Origin of the sequence: Brevibacterium sp. 239c, from assembly GCF_900169365.1 — a bacterium.
Taxonomy (GTDB): Bacteria; Actinomycetota; Actinomycetes; order Actinomycetales; family Brevibacteriaceae; genus Brevibacterium.
Map to the genome: position 1 here is coordinate 1 of NZ_FXZH01000032.1, position 20,736 is coordinate 20,736.

Genomic DNA, 20,736 nt, shown 5'->3' on the forward strand with positions numbered 1-20,736 from the left:
CCGAGCATTTCAGCGTCGGTCAGGTAAAGGTTTCACGTATCGAACGCGCTGAAGCTCGTGATGACGAGTTCGCAGCGCAGTACCGGGACTTCCTTCTTCAAGCCGCTTGACATCTATAGGAGCATCATGGATAGGTGCGTTCATCGATGGCGATTTGGTCGGGTTCGTCCACGCATGCTGGGACGGAGGCGCACACGCCTTCATCTCGAATGGGGCGTGTGAAAGGCAGTCCACATCCCACAATTCCGCGCCCTTCTTACGATGTCGAGCTCCACCCCCTCGATCGCGAACCGGATCGTGGCTATTATGAGGTAATCATGAAGCCTGACAATGACGCAGGGAACGACAACGCCAACGGCCTCCCGACAAACCTGGCCGCCCAAGGGCCCAGAACCCGCGGTGCGATCGCGCTGGTTGGCGGGAGTGTGATCGATGCGACCGGAGCCCGATCGGACATGACAATTTTGATTCGCCACGGCCGGATCGCTGCGCTCGGACCATCTAACAAGCTGGAGCCTCCACCTGACGCGCGGATTGTGGATCTTACCGGAAAGTACGTGTTGCCCGGGCTCTGGGACATGCACGTGCATGTGTTCCAGGACGAGTCTCTTCCTCTATTCCTGGCCAACGGAGTAACCGGTATCCGGCACATGGGCGCCGCGCCGATACATCACCACTGGCGCGACCGGCTCGTCGCCGGGGATCTGCTCGGGCCGCGGATGGTGCTCGCCAGCCGTATAATCGATGGCCCCTGCCCACTGCGTCCGAACTCCATCGCTGTCACCACCGAGGACGACGCCCGCGAGGCGGTACGCCAGAGCAAGACTGACTGTGCGGACTTCCTGAAGGTCTACAGCCTGATCCCGCGAGCGGCGTACTTCGCTCTCGCCGAGGAGGCCCACCGGCTGGGGTTACCGTTCGGCGGTCACGTCCCGCTCGGAGTCACCGTCACCGAGGCTTCTGCTGCCGGACAGCGCAGCGTCGAACACCTCGAAGGAGTCCTACCCGCAACCTCAACCCGGGTGGACGAGATCCACCGCGATCTCGCTGCCCTTGAGGTGCGGAATTTCGCGGACATGGGCAACCAACAAATGCTCGCCCAACGGGCCGCTGAGACCCACGACCCCGCGCTGGCCGAGGGCGTGTACGCGGGGTTTGTTGAACGCGGCACCTGGCACGTGCCGACCCTTGCGGTGCTCCAAGCCGCCGCCTACGTCGGCACCGCCGAGTTCCCGCTGACCGACTACCTGCCCGTGATCGAACCCGATCTGCGTGAGCCGTGGGAGATGGCCGGACATGCCCGGCCCACGGCCGAGGAACGGGCCGCCGCCAAGCGACTCTTCGAACTCCAGCTGCAAGTCGTTGGAGACATGCACCGCGCCGGGGTTGAGCTCATGGCCGGGACCGACACGTTCGTCGCCGGGGGCAGTCTGCACGACGAATTGGAGCTGCTGGTACGCGCCGGATTGACCGAGATGCAGGCACTGCGGACCGCGACCAGCCAGCCTGCACGTTATCTCGGTCTCGACGACGATTTCGGGGCCATCGCCGAGAACAAGATCGCTGACTTTCTGGTGTTGAACGCGGACCCGCTCGAAAACATCAAGAACACTCGCGATATCCACGCTGTCCTGCTCAGCGGCGGCCTCCTAACAGCCGAGGACATCCGCGAGATGCGCGTTACCGCCGAAGACCACTTTAAACAAGTGGGTCAACCAAACTAACGGCCGTCATAACAGACGCGATAGGCGGGCCCGTCGCAGTCCCGCACAGCGGATACCCAACTGAAGCATCCTAAAACATTCGGTTTATGTAGACGACACGGAACAAATGAATCACTGCGCAAGCGGATTCTGACAACGTGGAGAGTTGTGAATGGGATTCAGACAGCTAAATTTCAAAAGCCGGCTGTACAAGGCAAGAGGAGCCGTAGGCCTGATCAGCTGGTATCTCTTCTACGACTCCCCGCACCTCATGTAGGGCTTGGAAGTATTACTGGGTCTCAGAACTGCCTGATTTTGCATCCTGAGCTTCCACAAATTTGTGGTTCGTACGTGGCCGATTCGAGTCAATTATTCGTTCGCTTCCTCAGCTGGTGGCAGTTCGCTCCAGGCTCGAGTTGAGTCAATGAGGCGACGAACAGTCTCTGCTGCCTGTGCCAGCTCGTCACTTTTCACGTGTGCGTTAGTGAGGACGACGGCAAGCCGAGTCTCCGAGGCAGAGAACAGCTCTTCCCTGACCTGACGGCCCCTGTCCGTGCACGACAAAGAGCCGGAGTCGCTGCGGGCGAGCAACCCAGTAGCGAGCATGTCCCGACTGACCCGGTGCACGGCCTGGCGTGGTAAGCCGAGCCGATCCGCCACTTCTGAGACGGTCCCATCGAGATCGGTGAGCGCACTCAGGATGTTCCATTGGGCAGCCGTAGCGCCCATCTTGCTTGCCTCACGATCACTGATTGTGCGACTAAGACCCGCCAGCTCGTAGATTTCGGCAATCAGCAGTCGATATTGATCAATTGTCTTGCGCTTCATGTCACTATGATGACACAGTGGTCATCATGATGACATATAATGAAAATGAGGAGAATGCGCTTGTGCGCCATCTGTGTTCTGCCGAACCAGCTCCTGGCTTGCGCGATGAACTGGCACTGTTCGGCCAGTTCGTTGGCTCTTGGGAGCTTGACTGGCAGGGATGGGATTCAGATGGCCTGCAACAGCGAGCACGTGGTGAGCTGCACTTTGGTTGGGTCCTTGACGGGAGCGCAGTCCAAGACACCTGGATTGTCCCCAAGCGAGGTGAACCAGGACACGGTGAAGTACCTTTCGGATTCCACGGGACAACAGTTCGCTTTTACGACCCCCAGATCGGAGCATGGCGGTCGACGTGGATCAACCCCATGGGTGGTTCGGTGCGATGTTTCATCGGCAGGCCAGTGAATAGCGGAATAGAGTTACTCAGCACGGACATGGAACCGCACCTACATTGGTCCTTCTCGGAAATTACGCATACTAGCTTTGTGTGGCTGGCACGAATCTCCCATGACGGCGGTCAAAACTGGCACCACCATGAACGGATGGACGCCACCCGCCTCTGACTCGGCCGCATTCTCGACGGCACCGAAATGAAGGAACCGAGGTCCCGACCGAGCGAGGGTGGGCTTGAGCCGATCTTCTGATTCATCGAATCAGGGCTGACTCCAGCCCAAGGGGCAAACCGACCCGGCGTTTCGCATAAGGGCCGAGTTCATCGGACCGCCCGGTGAGCGCTCAGAATTCATAACCTGCTGGCGGCACCAACATGACTGGTCAAGACTTTCAGACGAGTTCGGACATCTTGAGACGAATGGTTCTCTTGGCCAGTCAGACTGTGTCTCGTTCGTCAGCGAAGAGCGCGTTGCGTCGTGACCACGCCGGCAACGAGGCCACGTCGGGTGCAGATGTCGATAGCGTGATGAAGGTCGATTCCAGGATCTCCTCCAAACGCTGAAGCTCTCAAGGAATTCCTTCATACCAAACATGCATGCCTGGGACAGGTCAAACAACTCATGATCAAATCGCTCGACGGCGAGAAGCGATCAGACCCCACACCAGGGCTGCACCCCACACAAAGAATAGCGGATCCCATAGATAGGCATGACCGACCATGCCAGCGCCATCGAAATCTGCGTCTGGTTGTATCACTCCAGCGAGGACAGAGTTGGCCACCAGGGTATTCAGCCCGCCCCAAGTCAATAGGGCTGCAGCGCCCAGCCAGCAAACCACTCGTGTAACGTGCCAATAGGGCCAGCCATACCACGCCAGAATTATCGGTGCCACAGCCGCGACCAACTTCACGGCGCCCGTCAGAACGAGCAGCCACTCTCTTCCCGGGAAATTCTGCACGAGATCATCACCCAACGACCAGACGAGCAACGTTCCCCCCAACCCCCAGTAAATGCTGAACATGGCGTGGATGAGACCCGGCACGCTGGCAACGACAAAAGCAACAGGCACGGTTCTACCAGCCGAACCCACATCTGCTTCAATCATGAATCTGTCCTCTCCTCAAAGTACGCCAAGAAACATCACATGCCGATATGAACACCAACCAACGGTCCGTGGCTGCGGAGCTCAGATAGCTTTGCGCTGTTCTACGCCGACCCGCCCCGTCGACAGAGGCCCATAGGCCTCGAACAAAGGAAGGATGCGTTCGAGCAGATCATCGATGGCGGTGCCCTCCTTGTCCCTGCCATTCGGGTCAGGGACCTTAATGACGAAGTTGCGAACGGTAACCCCTCGATCACCGACCGCACCAAAAGGCGAGTGAATCGTCCAAGCCTTGCAACGAACCCTGCCCGACCCACGCTACGTATCCGTCCGGCCGAATCAATACGACTGTGGGCGCTGGCACCTCACCAACTACCGGCAGTTCCCACACTCCTTCGAAGCGAGCATCCACATGCTTCACTCGGCCCGCCCATAGTGTGCAGTCGAGACTGTGTGCTGCGCCAAGGTTGAGCAGAATTGGCCTAGCCTCATGGAGGAAGGTGAAAACTCGAGCGGGACCGTTTGCGGTTTCGAGATCGAGGTCGGGTATGCGGCGACCCAACAGCGGATGACCCTGCCCGATGTCATAGTGGATGTCGAGACCTGATAACATGCCCGCCAGCGACTTTCGTGGTTCATCCATGCTCAGAAAATCGGAGATCGTCTCATTCAGAGCTTGGACTCGGTCGTCGACTCGCATCAGCGCCGTTTGAGCCAGATTCTGCTGCACAACCTTTGCTCCGACAGGGTGTCGTTCCTGGTGATAGGTGTCAAGGAGGTTGTCGGGCGAGACCCCATGGATCACTTGTGCGAGCTTCCATCCCAGATTCGCAGCATCCTGAACCCCTGTGTTCAGCCCCTGCCCACCAACCGGGGAGTGCACATGTGCCGAGTCTCCTGCCAAAAAGACCCGACCGGACCGATAAGAGGCAGCCTGACGAGCCATATCGGTGAAGCGTGAGAGCGACGACGGGTTGTGAGCACCATAATCGGTTCCCCAGACGTCAACGAGCGCTGCGCGAAGCTCGTCGAGACTCGGCGCCGCACCCTGTTGAGCCAGCCGCTCGGCAACGACGAGTCCCGCCCGTCCAGACTCAAGTTTGTTGAACGCCTGCGTTCCGAATCGATGGCGATGGACACCCCACTGCGGTTCCTCAGTCAGCTCAACCTCCGCGATGAGGTTGCTCATGGTCGGGTCCCAACCCGGGAAATCGATTCCGGCGGTCTTTCGAATCAGACTGCGTCCGCCGTCGCAACCGACGATGTACTGAGCGCGGAGCGATTTGCCGTTTGCCAGTCTGGCATTCACGCCGTTCTCATCCTGATCGAATTCAGTCACTTCCTGCCCATATTCGACCCGCACTCCGAGTTCCTCGAGCCACTCGGCCAAGATACGTTCGGTGTGCTCCTGTCGAAGGCCCAGCCCGTAAGGATGTCGGGACGGGAAGTCGCTGATATCGAGGCGCGTCGATCCGAATCCCACGACCTGCGCGACCTCGCCCTCAGCCAAAAAGCGATCGACGATGCCCCGCTGATCGAACATCTCAATGGTCCGGGCATGCAGCCCAAGTCCCCGGGAGCCGAGCACCTCCTGGTTCGTGCGCCTCTCAAGTACGGCGCAATCTACTCCGGCCAGGGACAGCTCGCCGGCCAGCATCAAACCGGTCGGCCCGGCACCTACAACAATCACTTCAGCCATCAGGACTCCATTCTTTTAGCGTGAAATACAAGTGTGAGCCACGACAGGGGTCTTGCGGCAAGGCCCTATCTGCGCTATAAAGTAAAGAGAGGCAAGGAACTAGGTTCTTTGACTCTGATGACCGATCTCACTCATCCGTAGGGAAAGACACGGAAACCAATGCTCACAACCTGAAGGTTCTCAGCAGGTTGTCGAGAGCTGATCGTCGAGCGACCAACGACCGCGCAAACGATGATGTCCCGCCTGTGAGATTCATCTGTAAATGGCGGTATCCTAACAACGGCCGTGTACTCATCGTCCGCTTGGCTCAATCCAGGCCCTTTCAGAGTCTCATCGATCCCGCACACCAGCTCACCCGCGCTGAGCCGATCTCCGCGAGTTCCCTGTCATCTTCAGTAGGCGACTGCACATGAATTCGATCTTTGCGCACTCGACTCCTGACATTCGAATGTGAGAAGGCCCTGCACAAACCTGCACTTTGAACAGAAACCCTAGGCACAAAATGAGAGCCGGACGTAACCCGACCCTCGTGTCGGATCGTCTTGTGGCAATCAGGCAAATGCACAAACGTGCTTATACGACACCATCATTCCGTGCGAAATGAAGGGACCTCTCTGTCAGAGGTGACGGTTATGCTCATGTCATGGATCTAAATTTGGAGGGGAAACGCGCCCTAATTACTGGCAGCAGTTCGGGCGTTGGCCGCGCCATCGCGGCTCGGCTGGCGATAGCGGGGTGCATGGTGTTGGTTCACGGGCGTCATGAGCAATCGTGCGAAGAAGTAGCCGCGGATATCCGTGCGCAAGGTGGTACGTCGGCGATCGTAGTCGGAGACTTCTGATCCGGCCGCAATAGCCGATGCTAATGAACGGGCGTTGGAGCATGGCGTTGACATTCTGGTCAACAATGCAGGTCCGTTCAGCGAGCACTCCTGGGACCGTGTCAGTCCAAGCGATTGGGTTCAGTCGTATCAAGGCAATGTCAACGGCGCGTTCTTATGGCTTGGCGTAGCACGTGTGCTAGCTCGGGGGCTTCGCGGGTGTTCACTGAGCGTCATAACCCGCGACTTGCTCACCGTGCACTTGGGTTCCCAATGTCCGCCACCATCACGGTGGCGAGGCGCTTTGTGGCGCGGGTCTGCGCGACGTAGCAGTCTTGGAGGCCCGCTTCGCTCCTGCTTTGGATGCCGTCGGGGTCGACGATGATAACGGTGTCGAATTCTAACCCGCGCGCATCTGGCGCCGCGACGATGGCGGCCCCAGTGCCGTCGAGTTCAGCCTCCAGCATGGCCGCCCGTGACACAGTGGCGATGACTCCGATGAGTTCTTCGGGGTGCTCGCTGCGGGCGGACGCGATCAGCTCGACGAGGGCAGACGGGATGTCGTCTTCGGGAGCCGTGACGACGATCGGCTGCTGGCCGTGCCGGATCGAGCGGGAGAGCTGTTGCCCGGGAGCGATGCGGGCAAGGAGCGGCCTGGTTTCCTCGAGGATCTCCGCGGTGGTGCGGTAGTTGACCGTCAGTGTGTGGCGGGCGATGCCGTCGCTGGCGAAGGGGTCGAGGGCCTCACGCCAGCTGCGGATGGTTGTGGTCGGGCCGGCCTGCGCGAGGTCTCCCACGACGGTCATGGAGTGTTGAGGGCAACGGCGCATCAGCAGCCGCCACTGCATCTCGGAGAGCTGCTGGGCCTCGTCGACGACAATGTGTCCGTAGATGGCCTCGGGAGTGCCGTCGATCAGCGCCCGCGCCTCGTCCAGCAGGGCAAGGTCGACCGAGCTCCAGCCCGCGCGGGCGAAATGGGCGATCTCTACCAGCTGCTGCTCGGGCAGGTCGGGGAGCGCGTCGGCAAGGGCGGCGCGGTCCGAGAGAAGCCCCCGGACGGCGTCCTCGGCGCGGAGCCTGGGCCACACTCCTGCGATGCTCCGGTCGATGCCGGGATCGTCGAGGAGTTCCTCACGGATCCGGTCCCAGTCGATCTCCAGCCCATCCATCGCCTCGGCGCCTTCCTCCGAGTCGACTCGGCCGGAGCCGCCGCCGAACATGCGATCGAGGTCTACGCCGTGGAACTCCTTGAGCTCGACTTCGAAGTCCGCGAGTTCGCTCGCGGATTGCTGTTCCAGCTCGTTCACAAGCTCCTCTACGACCCGCTCGGTGAACAGCTCCCGGGCTTGGTTGTGTCCGATACCGCCCTGCAGGGCCCCTCGCCGGGCGGCGTCCACGAGCTCAGGGTCGAGGGTGACGGTTCCGTGTGCGGTCTGCAGTTCGAGAGGCACGTGTTGGGGCTGCCGGGCCTGCACCCAGCGGGCGAGCCCCTGGGCGAGGCCCGCGCGTCCCTTGATGCGCGCGAGGTCGTCGGGCTCGTGCTGTGTCACCTCCGCGCCGACTAGGTCGGGGAGTGTCGCCAGCCGTACGTCGTTCTCGCCGAGCGAGGGCAGCACGTCGGCGATGTAGTCGATGAACCGCTTGTTCGGCCCGAACACGAGCACGCCCCGCTTGGCGACCACAGGGAACGCGTAGAGCACGTACGCCGCACGGTGGAGCGCGACGATCGTCTTGCCCGTTCCCGGGCCGCCGTCGACGACCATGATCCCGCGATGCGGCGAACGGACGATCTCATCCTGCTCTGCCTGCAGTGTTGCGGCGGCCTGCCGCATCCGCCCGGTACGCGCACTGCTCAGCGCAGCCACGAGCGGCCCATCACCGACCACGTCCTCCTCGCCGGGTTCGCTCCCGTCGAGAATCTCATCGTTGACATCCACGACCGTGCGCGCACTCACCCGCACATGCCGGCGCCGACGCACCCCCAGCGGCGATGCCATCGTCGCGGCGTAGAACGGCCGTGCGGCCTCCGCTCGCCAATCCACCAGCAGCGGTTCACCTGCTTCCGTGCGCAGCCCGATCCGCCCGATATGCAACGACGAGCCATCCATTCCGGAGTCGATGCGCCCGAAACACAGCGAATGCTCCGAGGATCGCAGTTGGCCGATCCGCTCCGTCAGACGCGAGACCTCGAGATCTCTGGCCGAAAGACTCTCCAGCTCATGGACATCCGCGGCCATCGCTCGCTTGCGCGCGGAGAGACTGCCGGCCAGCTCCGCGTCTAGCCGCGAATACATCGCGCCCAGCAGCCTCTGCTCCTCATGGAACTGTCGTTCTTTGCCCGTACCCACACTCGTCTCCATCCGCGCCGCTCACTTCGTCGAGCGTCAACTATGCGGCCTGGGCCCGGCAAAGACAACTTTGATTTTCCTGCAGAAATTTGGCCTCTCACCGGCTCGGGAGGGTCGAAAGACGGTCGCCTGAATGGGTACAAAACGCCGCTATCTACAACCCCGCACCCCCGGGAAGTTAAAGGGCGCGCTCATCAGGTATCCGCGTAGTCGATGTCTACGACGAGGCGCGTGCCACGTCAGCTGAAGTCGCCGGAAAACACCCGCTTCTGTCAACAACCTCCTGGCCAGCAACAGCTAGTTCCCACAGGCGCAGTGTGGCCGGGCGCAGGTCGAGGCAGTGGGCTGGGGCGCGGTGGTGCAGGGGCGGTGGACCGGCGGTTCGTCGAGGGTCAGCTCCGTGAGAACTTGCTCGATCGTATCCAGTGCCTGCCGGTCGGTGAGCGGTCCTGTATGGCTGCGGTCAATGACGGAGAGCGCTTCCTCGAGCCTCAAGCCCGTATTAATTGGCCCCGTGGTTCGTTGGCATATGATGTCTAGAGTTCGCCGCGTCGCGAGACCCGGTTGCGTGCGACCGAGATTGAACCAATTGACCACGTTTCTAGAACGGAATTCTTTGCGCAAGCTTGTCTACTACGTTGCCACCACGCTCGACGGTTTCATCGCCGGACCTGACGGCGGTGATCCCAGTGCCCAGAGCTTCTTCCCGGTCACTTCCGACCTCATCAAGTTCATCACCACGGAGTTCCCGGAGACACTTCCGGCGCCAGCACGTGAAGCCATGGGCATTGACGGGCCGGGGGATGTCTTCGACACCGTGCTCGAGGGCCGGGTCTCCTACGAGATCGGATTAGCGGCTGGACTCGACGATGCCTATCCGCATCTGCGTCACCTGGTGTTCTCTACAACGTTGTCGACCGTGACTGGTTCCAACATCGAGATCGTCACGGGAGATGTGCTGGATCGGGTGCGGAACCTGAAGGCAGAGGAAGGCAACGACATCTGGCTGGTCGGTGGCGGCAAGTTGGCGCACAGTCTCCTCCCCGAGATCGACCGGCTTGTCATCAAACAGAATCCGGCGGTTATTGGTTCCGGGATCCCAATGTTCGATGGTCCGTTCGAGCCGACAGTGTTCACCGCGGTCCACGCGCGGCTCCTCGAATCCGGAGTGCGCGTGGTGACACTCGACCGCGCCTGAGCCTAAGGTCTTATATCCATTACTCGGGTGCCTGATGCTCCCAGGCGTTTGGCATCATCCCGTATGACCATCCCCAACTGACACCGGTCCTATATATCGGGCATGGTGACGTTTCGCGCAGGCGACTTCTGACATTTCACAGCATTGTGCACACGAGTCTTGAACGATCAGCGTTCACTAGCCGACTGCACAACGCCAAGAATACGGGGCTGGACGTGCAGTCGGCTTCTGAAAGTGACATAGAACTCGATTGTCAAAGGGGTATACCCGGTAGACAGAGTGAAACAGCTCCCCATGCTGGCAACACGTACTGCCCGCTCTTAATAACCAACCGAAGTACACCACGCTAGCGAATTGGCTTCATCGGCTCATCGTATTCCGGGGTGTAGCTAGGGCCCGAATCCTCCGCCTTCAAGAAGTGACCTCGCGACGTAGTTCGTCAGGTTTCGGAATCCGTGATCGACGCGATCGGGGCTGGCATTCGCGCCGCTCTCGTCGAGATCCGCAAGCTCGGCCACATCCTCGCGTTCTTCGACTACCCCGACACCTCGAATGGGCCCACCGCGGCCATCAGTGGTCGCTTCGAACGGTTGCGAGGATCGGCATTGGGGTTCCGCGGCCTGACGAACTGCATCGCAAGGGGTTTGCTCGAATCGGGCGGCTTCAGGCCAGCACTACACACCCCATTCGTGAAGAGCCCAAAGGTGCCTTGACGCCTGCGCAACCCCTCCAGACTGTAAAACCTGTCGACTACTTGACAAGTTATTTTCATTGTTTAGGATGAAAATTCACAGCCAGGGCACAGTCAAGTGGCCTGGCGAAACAGTCGGGAAGTCAAATGAAGTCCATCCCCTTTATCAAACCCGCAGCAGCTTTGGCTGCATTCCTCTTCGCAGTAGCGGCAATGACGCTGACCGCCGCGACGCCCTCACATGCGGCGCTTGGCAGCTGCTCCAGTGGGACTGCTTGCGTGTGGAACAACAACACATACGGTGGCCTTACATGAAAGCATCAGCTACTGTCAAGAACTACAAGACGATCAGCTGGAACAATGCGAGTGGGAACCCCAACGACAAGGCCAATTCAGTCGCCAACCGTGGCAGTCGGTGTGCTGTAGTCTTTTACCAGAACACCAGCCACAAGGGTGCCGGCATTCGGTTCAATCGGCCAGCGAGTGGCGGAATCACGTCGGACCCCTACTTGAAAAACGGAGGCGGCTACAGCGAGACATCAGGCGCTAGCTCGAAAAACTTCCAGGATAAAATCAGTAGTCACAAATGGGTAAGGTGCTCGTGAAGACACTTAGTTCAAACCGCAACCGCTCGGCTGTGCGCCGGGCGGTTGCCCTTTTGGCCGTCGCGTTTCTGACAGCGGGTGTTGCTGGTTGCGATAACGCAGACGACGAACAGACCGACAGCTTGGAGGGTATGACCTCGACTATCGACTACGAAGACGGATCGATAGAAACTCCGGGCCGACAACTGACACTCACATGGGACGAAGAGACGACAATCGGGTACGCCAACAGCATTGCGTCTTCAAAGTGCGCGGATAAACAAGGGATCGAGTACTCTCCCTACGATCGTCGCAACGAAATTTCGGAGAAAGCTTACACCGACATCGGCGTCTGGTCACCTACTCTAGCGGCGAAATATGGTTACGACTCCCTCCCCGATACAGAAGCCAAAGACAATGTCACTAGTGAGCAACTCTCCGAAGATGACATAGCTATTCTCCGGGACTGTGCGACCAGTGATCCTTCCGTGAAGCAGTTCTCCGAAGTTGAGAACGAGTTCGCTAACGAAATCCAGCCCACCTTGGTCGATAACACTGTCGTTAATGACGAGGCACGGGAAGAAATTCGGCAAACTTGGGTTGGCTGCATGGACTCTAATGGAATCAAGATAGACGGAGAAGGATTCATCCCGTCTGGGGTCTCCACGATGGATGAAGAGGAAGCGATCAAGACGGCCCTCAAAGACGTCGATTGCAAGGAGTCAACCAAATTTGTTGATGCGTGGGCTGCCAATCTCTGGGAAGAGCAAAAGCAATATGTCACGAAGCACGCTTCGGAATATCAGGAGTTCCGATCACGAGCTGTTCCAGTACTAGAGGACGCAAGGCAAGTCATCAAGAGCTATGAAGGCTAATGGCAAATCACGACCACTTGGGTGGTTGAGTACACCACTGGGATTGGCCTCCGTTGTCGGATGTGTCCTCGCTATCGTCGGCTTCATGCTCGGCTATTTTCTCCGCGCTCCGCTTGATGATTTGAAAGACACAGACGAGCAAACTGTTACAGGACTCGCCAAAGTCGAAGAAAGGGCGCTGACCAGCGACACAACAATCGGCGGCAATGTCAGGCGCGGCAAGACGAGCGACATCACACTTCAAGCTAGCGAAGGCGAGCAGGTGGTGACTCGTGTCGAGGTGTCGAAGGGCGACGTGCTCAACTCAGGCCAACTGATCGCGATCGTCTCTGGGCGCCCAATTTTTGCCGTGAGCACAGAGTTTCCACTCTATCGAAATCTCGACCTAGGAGACTCTGGCGACGATGTTCGCGAGCTGAACTCACTGCTCAGCAATCTTGGCAAGGCCTCCGCCCGGTCTGAGAACTTTACCCAGTCCACTCGCGATGGCATCGCCCAACTGTATTCCGGCTACGACCTTAAAGCTCCGTCATCCGGACAGGACGAAGTCAAGGAAGCACAGGCTGCGTACGACGAGGCGAAGTCAGATTCTGAGGTTGACGACGAAGAACGCCAAACGCTTCTTGAGCAGCTCGACTCCGCAAAAGCGAAGGCGGGAGTGCAGTTCAGACTCTCCGACTTTTATTTTCTACCATCGGGGAGCCCGAATATCGAGAAGATCGTCAAAAGAGGCTCGATCATCGATTCTGAAGAACCCGTGCTCGGGACCGTTCGCTCAGGTGAGAGCACGGTCAAAGCCCGCGTCGATCTGTCTCAAGCCGAGAAATTCGAAACAGGGACAGAAGTCACCGTGAGCACGACCGACAGCACGGTCAGCCAGGAGATATTCACAGTTAAAGAAATATCGGACTTCAAAGAGGCCAGCGGAGAAGACGACAAGATCCCTCCCGGCTACGATGTAACATTCGAATCTGAAGACGACTTCCCCGACGAACTTCAAGACGCTGCAGCCGTAAGCATCACGCTAGCGGGCGACGATAGCGATAAAAGCACCGCTATTCCACTAGTCGGGTTGCGAGAGGACCCTGAAGGAAACTACGTACTATTGCCGGGAGCCGACGAGAAGTGCCGTGTCAGCACTGGAGAAGAGGCATCTGGGTGGATAGAAGTATCCTCTGACTGCATCACCGTAGGAGACAAGATTGTCGTCGGCCCCTGATGAGTGAACCCATGGCCGTGTTCACTGACATTTCGAAGTCCTATGCCGGTCATCCACCTACTCAGGTGTTGACCGGTTTCAATCTCACCGTGTATCCAGGCGCAACTGTCTCAATTGTCGGCCCCAGCGGGTCAGGCAAGTCAACGGCTCTGAACATAATTGGCCTTCTCGACCGACCGACATCTGGTGTTGCCTCAGTGATGGGAGTGAGCACAGAAGAAGCTTCACCTCGAACAATTGACCGGCTCCGCGCTGATCACCTGGGGTTCGTTTTTCAGGACTCACACGTCCTGCCAGTACGAACATGTTCGGACAATGTTGAGCTAGCGTTGTGGGCTTCGCGAACTCCTCGGCACGATCGCCTCCAGCTTGTTGAAGATGCTATCGAGAAGGTCGGGCTTTCTCATCGCTTGCACCAACCGGCTCGAGTTCTCTCCGGTGGTGAACGTCAACGACTGGCTATTGCGAGGGCGATAGTGCGGGGCCCAGATATCATTCTGGCTGATGAACCCACTGGAAACCTTGACCCCGATAATTCGCAGCGCATCATCGACATGCTCAACGCTGAACGAGATCGTGGCGTTGCCGTCGTCATAATCACCCACGATCACCGGCTCGCAGAACAGTGCGATCGCTCGTACGAGTTAAGACACGGATCTCTCCAACAGCGGAGCACGCATGCGTGACCTGCTTCTTGATGTTGTCAGAGACGCAAACGCGAGACGCGTGAAAAGCCTCATTATCGTTGTCGTTGTCACCTTATCAATCGCCGGCCTCATTGCGTCACGAGTCGTCGCAGTCACGGCAGCAAACCAAATTGATGAGCAGCTCGCGGCTACAGCCTTAGATGAAGTTCGTGTTTACCAAGTTCACGACAGCTCCGCATCGGATGATACGGGCGCGACCGCCTCAAGTCTGGACCTACTTACCGAAGGATCCGCGGAGGCTGTGTCAACTATCTCTCATGTCAACTCCGCAACACGATACCTGCCTATCAGCCCCGGAGAACGAACGATTTCTCGTTTACCGGGCGGGCCAGAAGTTGAGGACGTGCGCGTGCTCGGTGTGGACGAAAGCTACTTCGGAGCCAATGATGTCGATCTGATTCCCGCCTCGATTGCAAAGACCTGGAGCAAGGCACCTGACGATAACATTGCACTAGTCGGTGCATCCGTCGCCAAGCAGCTCGGAATCGGCGCGCATAGCTACGATCAGACCTTCAGGTTTGGTATCCAAACGTTCACCGCAATCGGAATCGTCTCCAGCGAACGAGACCCAAAACTCGCCCAGTCGATACTTATCCCGCCACAAGTCGCTGAGGAGTTTCGGGACTACGACGATCACAGCGAACTCCTCGTGAGAACGGATTTGGGATTCTCGAGCTCGGTTGCGGCACTTGTTCCAGACCTTGCAGCTCCAGGTCAGGCATCGAAGATCGCTGCGTCCGGCGCTGAATCCCTTGGGGACCTGCGTAAGGGAGTTGCTACAGACGTCGACGGGCTTCTCATGGGCGTGGGAATCGTTCTTTGGATCCTCACTCTCTTGATCGTTGCCAACGCAACACTGTCATCAGTTATGGCCAGAACATCGGAAATCGGCCTGAGGCGCGCGATAGGCTTCTCTCGTGAACAAGTCGTGGTGAAGTTCCTTGTAGAGGGCGGGTTGCTGGGCTCGATAGGTGGCCTATGCGGCGTGGGATTCGGTGTCATCTTCGCGATCGGGATAACCGTGGCTCTTGGGTGGAATCCTCTTGTGCCGTTCTGGTTCCTCGTCGCGGGCCCTATAGCTGGCACTTTGACTGGAATCATCGCCTCAATTTACCCGTCATTGAAAACTGCAACCATTCGCCCAGCCGACGCAGTCCGCAGCGATTAAAGGGGCGATACAGTTCCCGCAGGTGGGAAACACGTACCTTCCCCCGGTGCTTGCGGTCGAGCTCCCAATTTCGCCGAAAGGTGCGGGGGAGCCTCGGGGGATCGGGACTGATGTAAGGATCGGTGACAATTCGGGTGTCACGCTGCGACTGCAGGTGACTCAATAATTGCTTCGTACTCAACAGGTGTCAAACGACCCAACCGAGCTTGCCATCGACGCCGGTGATACGTTCGCTCGACCCAGGTCACGATGGCGATTCTCAACTGGCCCCTGGAAGCCCACCGACGGCGGTCGAGAACGTTCTTCTGCAGGAGTGCAAAGAACGATTCCATGGCCGCGTTGTCGCCGGCAGCACCGACTCTGCCCATCGATCCGATTAGGCCGTGACGTTCCAAGGCTCGGGTGAATTTCTTCGACCGGAATTGACTACCACGGTCGCTGTGGACCACGCATCCGGCCACGTCACCACCCCTGCGCGCCACACCCATCTCGAGGGCATCAACTGCCAACCGAGCCTTCATCCGCGAGCTGATCGAATAGCCCACGATCCGCCCTGAGCAGGCGTCCTTGATCGCACAGAGGTACAGCTTGCCCTCATCGGTATTGTGCTCCGAAATGTCGGTCAACCATAGCTGGTTCACACCCTCAGCTTTGAACTCGTGACGGGTGCGCCCGTCGGCGTCGACGACCGCGCACAGGTCGTCGTGGACGGGTGGTCCCGGCCGTTTGCCGTTCTTCGCCTTGCCCTTGCCAAAGACCGAGAACCACGAGTTGTGCGAGCACAACCGCCACGCAGTGCGCACCGCCATCGTCTGGCCAACCGCTTCAGCTTCGTCGGCCAGGTACCGGTACCCGAACTCGGGATCATCCCGGTGGGCGTCGAACAGGGCGTTGGCCCGATACGCCTCGATGACATCGGCTTCGGGAACAGGGGCGGCCAGCCACCGGTAGTACGGCTGACGGGAGAGCTTCAAGACCCGGCACGACACCGCGACGGGGATCCCGTCGGCGGCGAGCTCTCTTACGAGCGGGTAGAGCCTTTTGACGGCAGGTTCGCTTGCGATAAATAGGCGGCGGCACGGCGCAGGACTTCGTTCTCTTGTTCCAGCAGACGAGTCCGACGTCTGAGCTCTCGCAGCTCTGCGGACTCGTCCGTGGACTTGCCCGGCTTGTTGCCGGCATCGATATCTGCTTGGCGCAACCATTTCGCGATGGTGCCTTCGTGGACGCCGAAGTCCTTGGCGATTTGGGAAATCGTGGTCTTCTCGTCGCGGTTCAATGCGACGCGGACGACGTCATCGCGGAACTCTTTCGGGTAGGGCTGTGGCATGGTGTCTATCCTTCCAAACTTGCCTGAGAACAAGCCAGATCAGATGTCACCAAACCCTGCATCAGTCCCATTGCTCGCCGGTTGCGATCGACACTTCCTCAAGCAAAGTGCTGGATGCATTGAACATGCCGTACGAGCCATCTACCAGCACGTACTGCTCGCCTTGCTTGTCAAGGAAGTACACAAACTCATCATTTTCCTCAGGTGCTTCGTTTAGGAAATCCGTTGGCTCTCCACAACCTGTGACCCATTCAACAGTGATCGTCTCGCCAGAGTTCACCGCACCTTTGAAAACTTCTTTCACGTGAGTCTTTGCCGAGCTCTCACCGGTCTCACTGAAATTCCCGACGACGACTGCGGCTGACTCATCAACTAAGGCTTCAACATCAGGATCCTGCGCATACGACGAGCACGAGACCGACCTCACCTCACTGAATTCAGAGACGCAAGCCGCGGAAACACCCACCGCCAGCGCAGTAGAAATAGCCATCGGAATCGCAGCCACGGGGTACCTCATGCGTGCCCTCCCTAAGCCCGCGAGGTCGATATCAACACGACCGTATGTCACAAAAATACACTGTAAGTTCTCACGTCGACTCGACCGAAGCCTCATGCGTTACTTGAGCCGTATGACAGTCTTGTCCCGGCGGCTGGAGAGATCGTGAGATCGGAACTTAGGATTGTGGCTATGGCCGATACATCGAAGAACTCCCCTTTAGGTACTGCACCCATCGACGTCAACGCATTCGCAAAGCAATTCCAGACGTTCCTTGAGACGATGGATCACTACGCGACAGAAGCTTCACGAGACCATATTGCTTCGGAACTTCGCTCTCATCTGGGGACAGACCCCCGCAGTATCGAACCGGTGCGCCAAGAGTATGCCCGCTGGCAGTGGGCAGAGATCGATGCCGCCCTCGATAGCCTCGCCGATGACCAAGATCTGCGCGGAGTCATACCCGCCCATGACGCCAGCGGTGTCAGCGATCTGCTGACCAACCACTACAGTGTTTACGAAATAGGAGCGATCGAGCGACGTGCCTTTCCCACTGGCCCGGAATCTGTCAGGCATGTCGCTACAAATGGCCTGCGCCTTCTGTGGATCGGCGAGAAGCCAGTCATCGTTCTTGCCCTCGAGGTCGAGGACGGACCAAGTGATACGCACAAGATTGTCGTCGAAGTCATGTGTGAAGACCACGAGCTTGCCCGCGAGACGCTAGCCGGTATCGATCAGTCCGTCCGTACGAATTCCGTTATTGACGGACAGGTCGTGAGCTTTCTACCGGGGGAGTTCGGCTCCGAGGCTTTCAGCATTGAGTTCCACCCCCGTCCACATATCGAGGCACAGGATGTGGTGTTGCCAAAAGGGAGGCTCGAGAAGATCGAAGCTACCGTTCTGGGCATCAGTGAAAAGGCCGATCGGTTGCGAGCTGCCGGGCAACATCTATCACGCGGAGTTCTACTCTACGGGCCTCCCGGTACGGGCAAGACTTTGACGATACGGTACCTGCTTTCGCAAGCTCGAGACACGACAGCAATACTTCTCCAGGGTGAAGCCCTCTCGAAGATCCGCGCGGCTGCCTCGGCTGCGCGGGCCATTGGTCGAGCGATCATCGTTCTCGAGGACGCGGACCTTGTCGCCGAGGATCGCGATTTCAATGAAGGCGAGCGTTCGGTGCTCTTCGAGATTCTCGATGTCCTCGACGGGTTGGGCGATGACGCCGATATTACGTTCGTTCTTACCACCAACCGTGTCGATGTGCTCGAAGAGGCAATCGCGATGCGTCCAGGCAGGATCGATCTTGCCGTTGAGGTCCCACTGCCTTCTACCAAGTTGCGCCGGCGACTCTTCTCCGTCTACGGCCACGACTTCGCGTTCACTGAGGAGGGAATCGCGCAGGCGGCGAAAGCAGCCGAGGGGACGTCTGGTTCTTTTGCCAAAGAGGCGGTTCGGCGGGCTGTGTTACTTGCTATTAAAGCTGAAGAAGACCCCAACGACAGCCATCTCTTAGAAGCGGTCGCGGCCTTGACCGCCGAAGCGACACAGCTGCGTGAGGCAATGACCTCAGACGAAGAGTGGGATGAGTGATCATTTGACCAGGAGGTAGTAAGTGTTGGTACGCGCACTCGACCCGGTTGATTCATTGACTAAGAATGCGTCCATCCCCGTCTGCATTGGCGATTTCTCAGGAGTGAGGCCCGCGAGCTCATCTGCTACGAAATTGATTGTGCACGCCTGCGCATAGATGTCAGACCAATCGACCGATTGACGAGAGCCGACTTCCTCTCCGCCAGAGATGACACGCCTGAATCAGGCATGCTGCTATCAAACAGTGAAGAATGAACCCATGACCCCGAAAGAGAGAGCCAAACGCAGTTCTGTCTGGGTCGGTGTTACAACAGTGACCGCCGCCATATGCCTGCTCGCAGCTGGCCTCTCGGCACCAGGTTCGGTTCAGTTCTTCGTAGCGTCTACTGCAACTGCGATCGTGTACTTCCTCGTCTTCTTCATCGTGCCAACGAAGCCACCGGTCAGCGAGTACGGCCACTACCGAGATTTGGGCATCGGCCTCTTGGCTGGGCTTGCCCTGCTTGGTGTCTTCATTGCCGGGGCACTACTCATCTACCAGCTCCCGGCCCTTACGCATCCTGTCCAAGGACTACTAGAGAACGCACGTGGTGGTGCTCTCCTGCCGTCGCTGCTGGTGACCGCGGTGAATGGTGTCGCGGAAGAGTTGCACTTCCGGCGGACGATTCCAAGCACGATCACGGGATCCCCATGGAAGAAAATCGTGATCTCGCTGGTCACCTACATGGCAGTTTCGAGCATGCTCGGTGTTCCGCTACTCGTACTCGCGGCTCTAGTCGTAGGAGCTGTCGCACACTGGCTAGTCCATCGCGGTTACGGGCTCTTAGCACCGATCGTGATGCACCTGACATGGAGTCTAGGCATGGCCTTGCTTCTACCAGTTATCCTGCAGTAGGTCGCGACATAGTCCCCTTGCACTACGAGTCCTCGCCCACGTCATTTGTCTCCGGGCAGTGGTCCCAGAGGGTCACGGTCGGACGGTGGAACGGAAGCGTCAGGGGCGGTGAGTGATCGACTGATGGCTCCCTCCACGGGCGTGACATCAAAACCGGGCCTGGAGACCAGTTCTGTCTTCCAACGCTGATCGCGGGCCACCATGTCTTCTTGCAGGCTTTCGATCAGAGACTCAGCTGTTGCCGTATCAACATCGGTAATCCGTGCAGCGATCTTGGAAACAAGTGGTTCTGGTAGGAACGGCAGATGGAGTTGGTCACGGTCGATGCCAGCAATCTCGGCGTAGAGCTCAAGCAAATCGGGGTATTTGATCTGCTGACCCCCGCCAACGTCATAATGACTGGTTCCCACGTCTGCGGTCAGGGCGCCTTCGATGGCGATGGAGATGTCTTCGACCGAGATGGGTTCCACGGCGTGGTTCATCCAGTATGGGACGACCGTGATTGGCACTCGGCGTGTGAGTTCGCCCATGAGATCGAAGCTCGTTGATCCCGAGCCGATGAGCATCGCGGCCCGTAGTGTGATGACAGTTTGGTCTGCTTCGGATAGTTTCTCTTCGACTTCTAGCCGAGAGATCAGATGCTCGGAGAGCCGGTCCCGGGCAACGTCAGGGATGATCCCGGAGAGGTAGATGACACGTTGGATATCAGTTCCAGCTAATGCTGTCACCATGTTTTTGGCGGCGGTGAGGTCGAGCGCTCGGAAGTCTTTGCCGTCCATACCATGTACGAGGTAGACGACGGTCGAGATATCGGTCGACAGTGCATTCTTGACGGAAGATTCGTCGAGCACATCGAGTCGAACGCGCTGGACATGATCCGACCAGTAGAATGTGTCGAGCTTTTCCAGGGTTCTCGCGCCGGCAACTACGTCGTGTCCTGCTTCGAGGAGGATGGGGATGAGGCGGGAGGCAACATATCCGGTTGCTCCAACGACGAGAACTCGCATGGGGGCTACTTCCTTTACCTGCCGGGGGATTCGGGTTTCGAGGGTGGTAGGAAGTGTACTCTTCCTCGATGACCGGGAGAT

General features: G+C 58.5%; 17 protein-coding genes and 1 pseudogene. 11 read left to right on the plus strand and 7 right to left on the minus strand.

Annotation, left to right across the window (positions count from 1 at the left end; translation table 11 throughout):
• Positions 1-317 precede the first annotated feature (317 nt).
• Positions 318-1,724 (plus strand): amidohydrolase family protein, encoded by a 1,407-nt coding sequence (locus BSP239C_RS19340; RefSeq protein ID WP_165771871.1) that lies wholly within the window; start codon positions 318-320, stop codon positions 1,722-1,724.
• 348 nt (positions 1,725-2,072) lie between these two features.
• Here the strand turns inward: BSP239C_RS19340 and BSP239C_RS19345 are convergent, their stop codons facing one another.
• Positions 2,073-2,531 (minus strand): MarR family winged helix-turn-helix transcriptional regulator, encoded by a 459-nt coding sequence (locus tag BSP239C_RS19345; protein ID WP_096163067.1) that lies wholly within the window; start codon positions 2,529-2,531, stop codon positions 2,073-2,075.
• Positions 2,532-2,548: 17 nt separating this feature from the next.
• Between BSP239C_RS19345 and BSP239C_RS20975 the strand changes: the two genes are divergently transcribed.
• Positions 2,549-3,094 carry a hypothetical protein gene (locus BSP239C_RS20975; protein ID WP_219618935.1) on the plus strand — a complete coding sequence of 182 codons (546 nt, stop codon included), beginning with the start codon at positions 2,549-2,551 and terminating at the stop codon, positions 3,092-3,094.
• Positions 3,095-3,548: 454 nt separating this feature from the next.
• On the opposite strand, the gene BSP239C_RS19350 is transcribed toward BSP239C_RS20975, so the two are convergent.
• Positions 3,549-4,028: a DUF3995 domain-containing protein gene (locus BSP239C_RS19350; RefSeq protein ID WP_096163066.1), complete on the minus strand. Its 480-nt coding sequence runs from the start codon at positions 4,026-4,028 to the stop codon at positions 3,549-3,551.
• Between the two features lie 250 nt (positions 4,029-4,278).
• The gene (locus tag BSP239C_RS19355; RefSeq protein WP_096163065.1) at positions 4,279-5,724 is read right to left on the minus strand and encodes an FAD-dependent monooxygenase; all 1,446 of its coding nucleotides are present in this window, start codon (positions 5,722-5,724) and stop codon (positions 4,279-4,281) included.
• A 643-nt stretch (positions 5,725-6,367) separates the two neighbouring features.
• Between BSP239C_RS19355 and BSP239C_RS21480 the strand changes: the two genes are divergently transcribed.
• Entirely contained in the window at positions 6,368-6,565 is a 198-nt protein-coding gene (locus BSP239C_RS21480) for an SDR family NAD(P)-dependent oxidoreductase (RefSeq protein WP_101574968.1), read from the plus strand.
• 230 nt (positions 6,566-6,795) lie between these two features.
• On the opposite strand, the gene BSP239C_RS19365 is transcribed toward BSP239C_RS21480, so the two are convergent.
• On the minus strand, positions 6,796-8,892 hold the full coding sequence (locus tag BSP239C_RS19365; protein WP_205677109.1) for an AAA family ATPase: 2,097 nt from the start codon (positions 8,890-8,892) through the stop codon (positions 6,796-6,798).
• 616 nt (positions 8,893-9,508) lie between these two features.
• Here BSP239C_RS19365 and BSP239C_RS19370 point away from each other — a divergent pair.
• The 6 genes and pseudogenes from BSP239C_RS19370 to BSP239C_RS19395 all read left to right on the plus strand — a co-directional run bounded on the left by BSP239C_RS19370 (position 9,509) and on the right by BSP239C_RS19395 (position 15,334).
• Entirely contained in the window at positions 9,509-10,090 is a 582-nt protein-coding gene (locus BSP239C_RS19370) for a dihydrofolate reductase family protein (protein ID WP_096162120.1), read from the plus strand.
• 437 nt (positions 10,091-10,527) lie between these two features.
• A pseudogene (locus tag BSP239C_RS19375) lies at positions 10,528-10,803 on the plus strand (ISL3 family transposase); the annotation flags it as partial.
• Between the two features lie 579 nt (positions 10,804-11,382).
• Entirely contained in the window at positions 11,383-12,240 is an 858-nt protein-coding gene (locus BSP239C_RS19380) for a hypothetical protein (protein WP_125187709.1), read from the plus strand.
• A 25-nt stretch (positions 12,241-12,265) separates the two neighbouring features.
• A complete protein-coding gene (locus BSP239C_RS19385) occupies positions 12,266-13,459 on the plus strand; it encodes an efflux RND transporter periplasmic adaptor subunit (RefSeq protein ID WP_240518559.1) in 1,194 nt (397 codons plus the stop codon).
• 11 nt (positions 13,460-13,470) lie between these two features.
• On the plus strand, positions 13,471-14,145 hold the full coding sequence (locus BSP239C_RS21485; protein WP_081448687.1) for an ABC transporter ATP-binding protein: 675 nt from the start codon (positions 13,471-13,473) through the stop codon (positions 14,143-14,145).
• Positions 14,138-15,334 carry an ABC transporter permease gene (locus BSP239C_RS19395; protein WP_069599443.1) on the plus strand — a complete coding sequence of 399 codons (1,197 nt, stop codon included), beginning with the start codon at positions 14,138-14,140 and terminating at the stop codon, positions 15,332-15,334. The genes BSP239C_RS21485 and BSP239C_RS19395 overlap by 8 nt, the downstream gene beginning before the upstream one ends.
• A 137-nt stretch (positions 15,335-15,471) precedes the next feature.
• Here the strand turns inward: BSP239C_RS19395 and BSP239C_RS19400 are convergent.
• Together BSP239C_RS19400 and BSP239C_RS19405 are read right to left on the minus strand one after the other, a co-directional pair.
• A protein-coding gene (locus BSP239C_RS19400; protein ID WP_240688501.1) for an IS3 family transposase occupies positions 15,472-16,664 on the minus strand; the annotation gives its coding sequence in 2 pieces (ribosomal slippage) (positions 15,472-16,377 and positions 16,380-16,664; 1,191 coding nt in all).
• Between the two features lie 61 nt (positions 16,665-16,725).
• A complete protein-coding gene (locus tag BSP239C_RS19405) occupies positions 16,726-17,169 on the minus strand; it encodes a hypothetical protein (protein ID WP_145997508.1) in 444 nt (147 codons plus the stop codon).
• Between the two features lie 183 nt (positions 17,170-17,352).
• Here BSP239C_RS19405 and BSP239C_RS19410 point away from each other — a divergent pair, with 183 nt between their 5' ends.
• The gene (locus BSP239C_RS19410) at positions 17,353-18,753 is read left to right on the plus strand and encodes an ATP-binding protein (protein ID WP_101574970.1); all 1,401 of its coding nucleotides are present in this window, start codon (positions 17,353-17,355) and stop codon (positions 18,751-18,753) included.
• A gap of 259 nt (positions 18,754-19,012) precedes the next feature.
• Positions 19,013-19,648, plus strand: a complete 636-nt coding sequence (locus BSP239C_RS19415) for a type II CAAX prenyl endopeptidase Rce1 family protein (RefSeq protein ID WP_180959112.1) — start codon at positions 19,013-19,015, stop codon at positions 19,646-19,648.
• 41 nt (positions 19,649-19,689) lie between these two features.
• Here BSP239C_RS19415 and BSP239C_RS19420 read toward each other — a convergent pair whose 3' ends face one another.
• Complete coding sequence (locus BSP239C_RS19420; RefSeq protein WP_101574972.1) at positions 19,690-20,655, minus strand: NAD(P)H-binding protein; 966 nt, start codon at positions 20,653-20,655, stop codon at positions 19,690-19,692.
• Between the last annotated feature and the right edge of the window lie 81 nt (positions 20,656-20,736).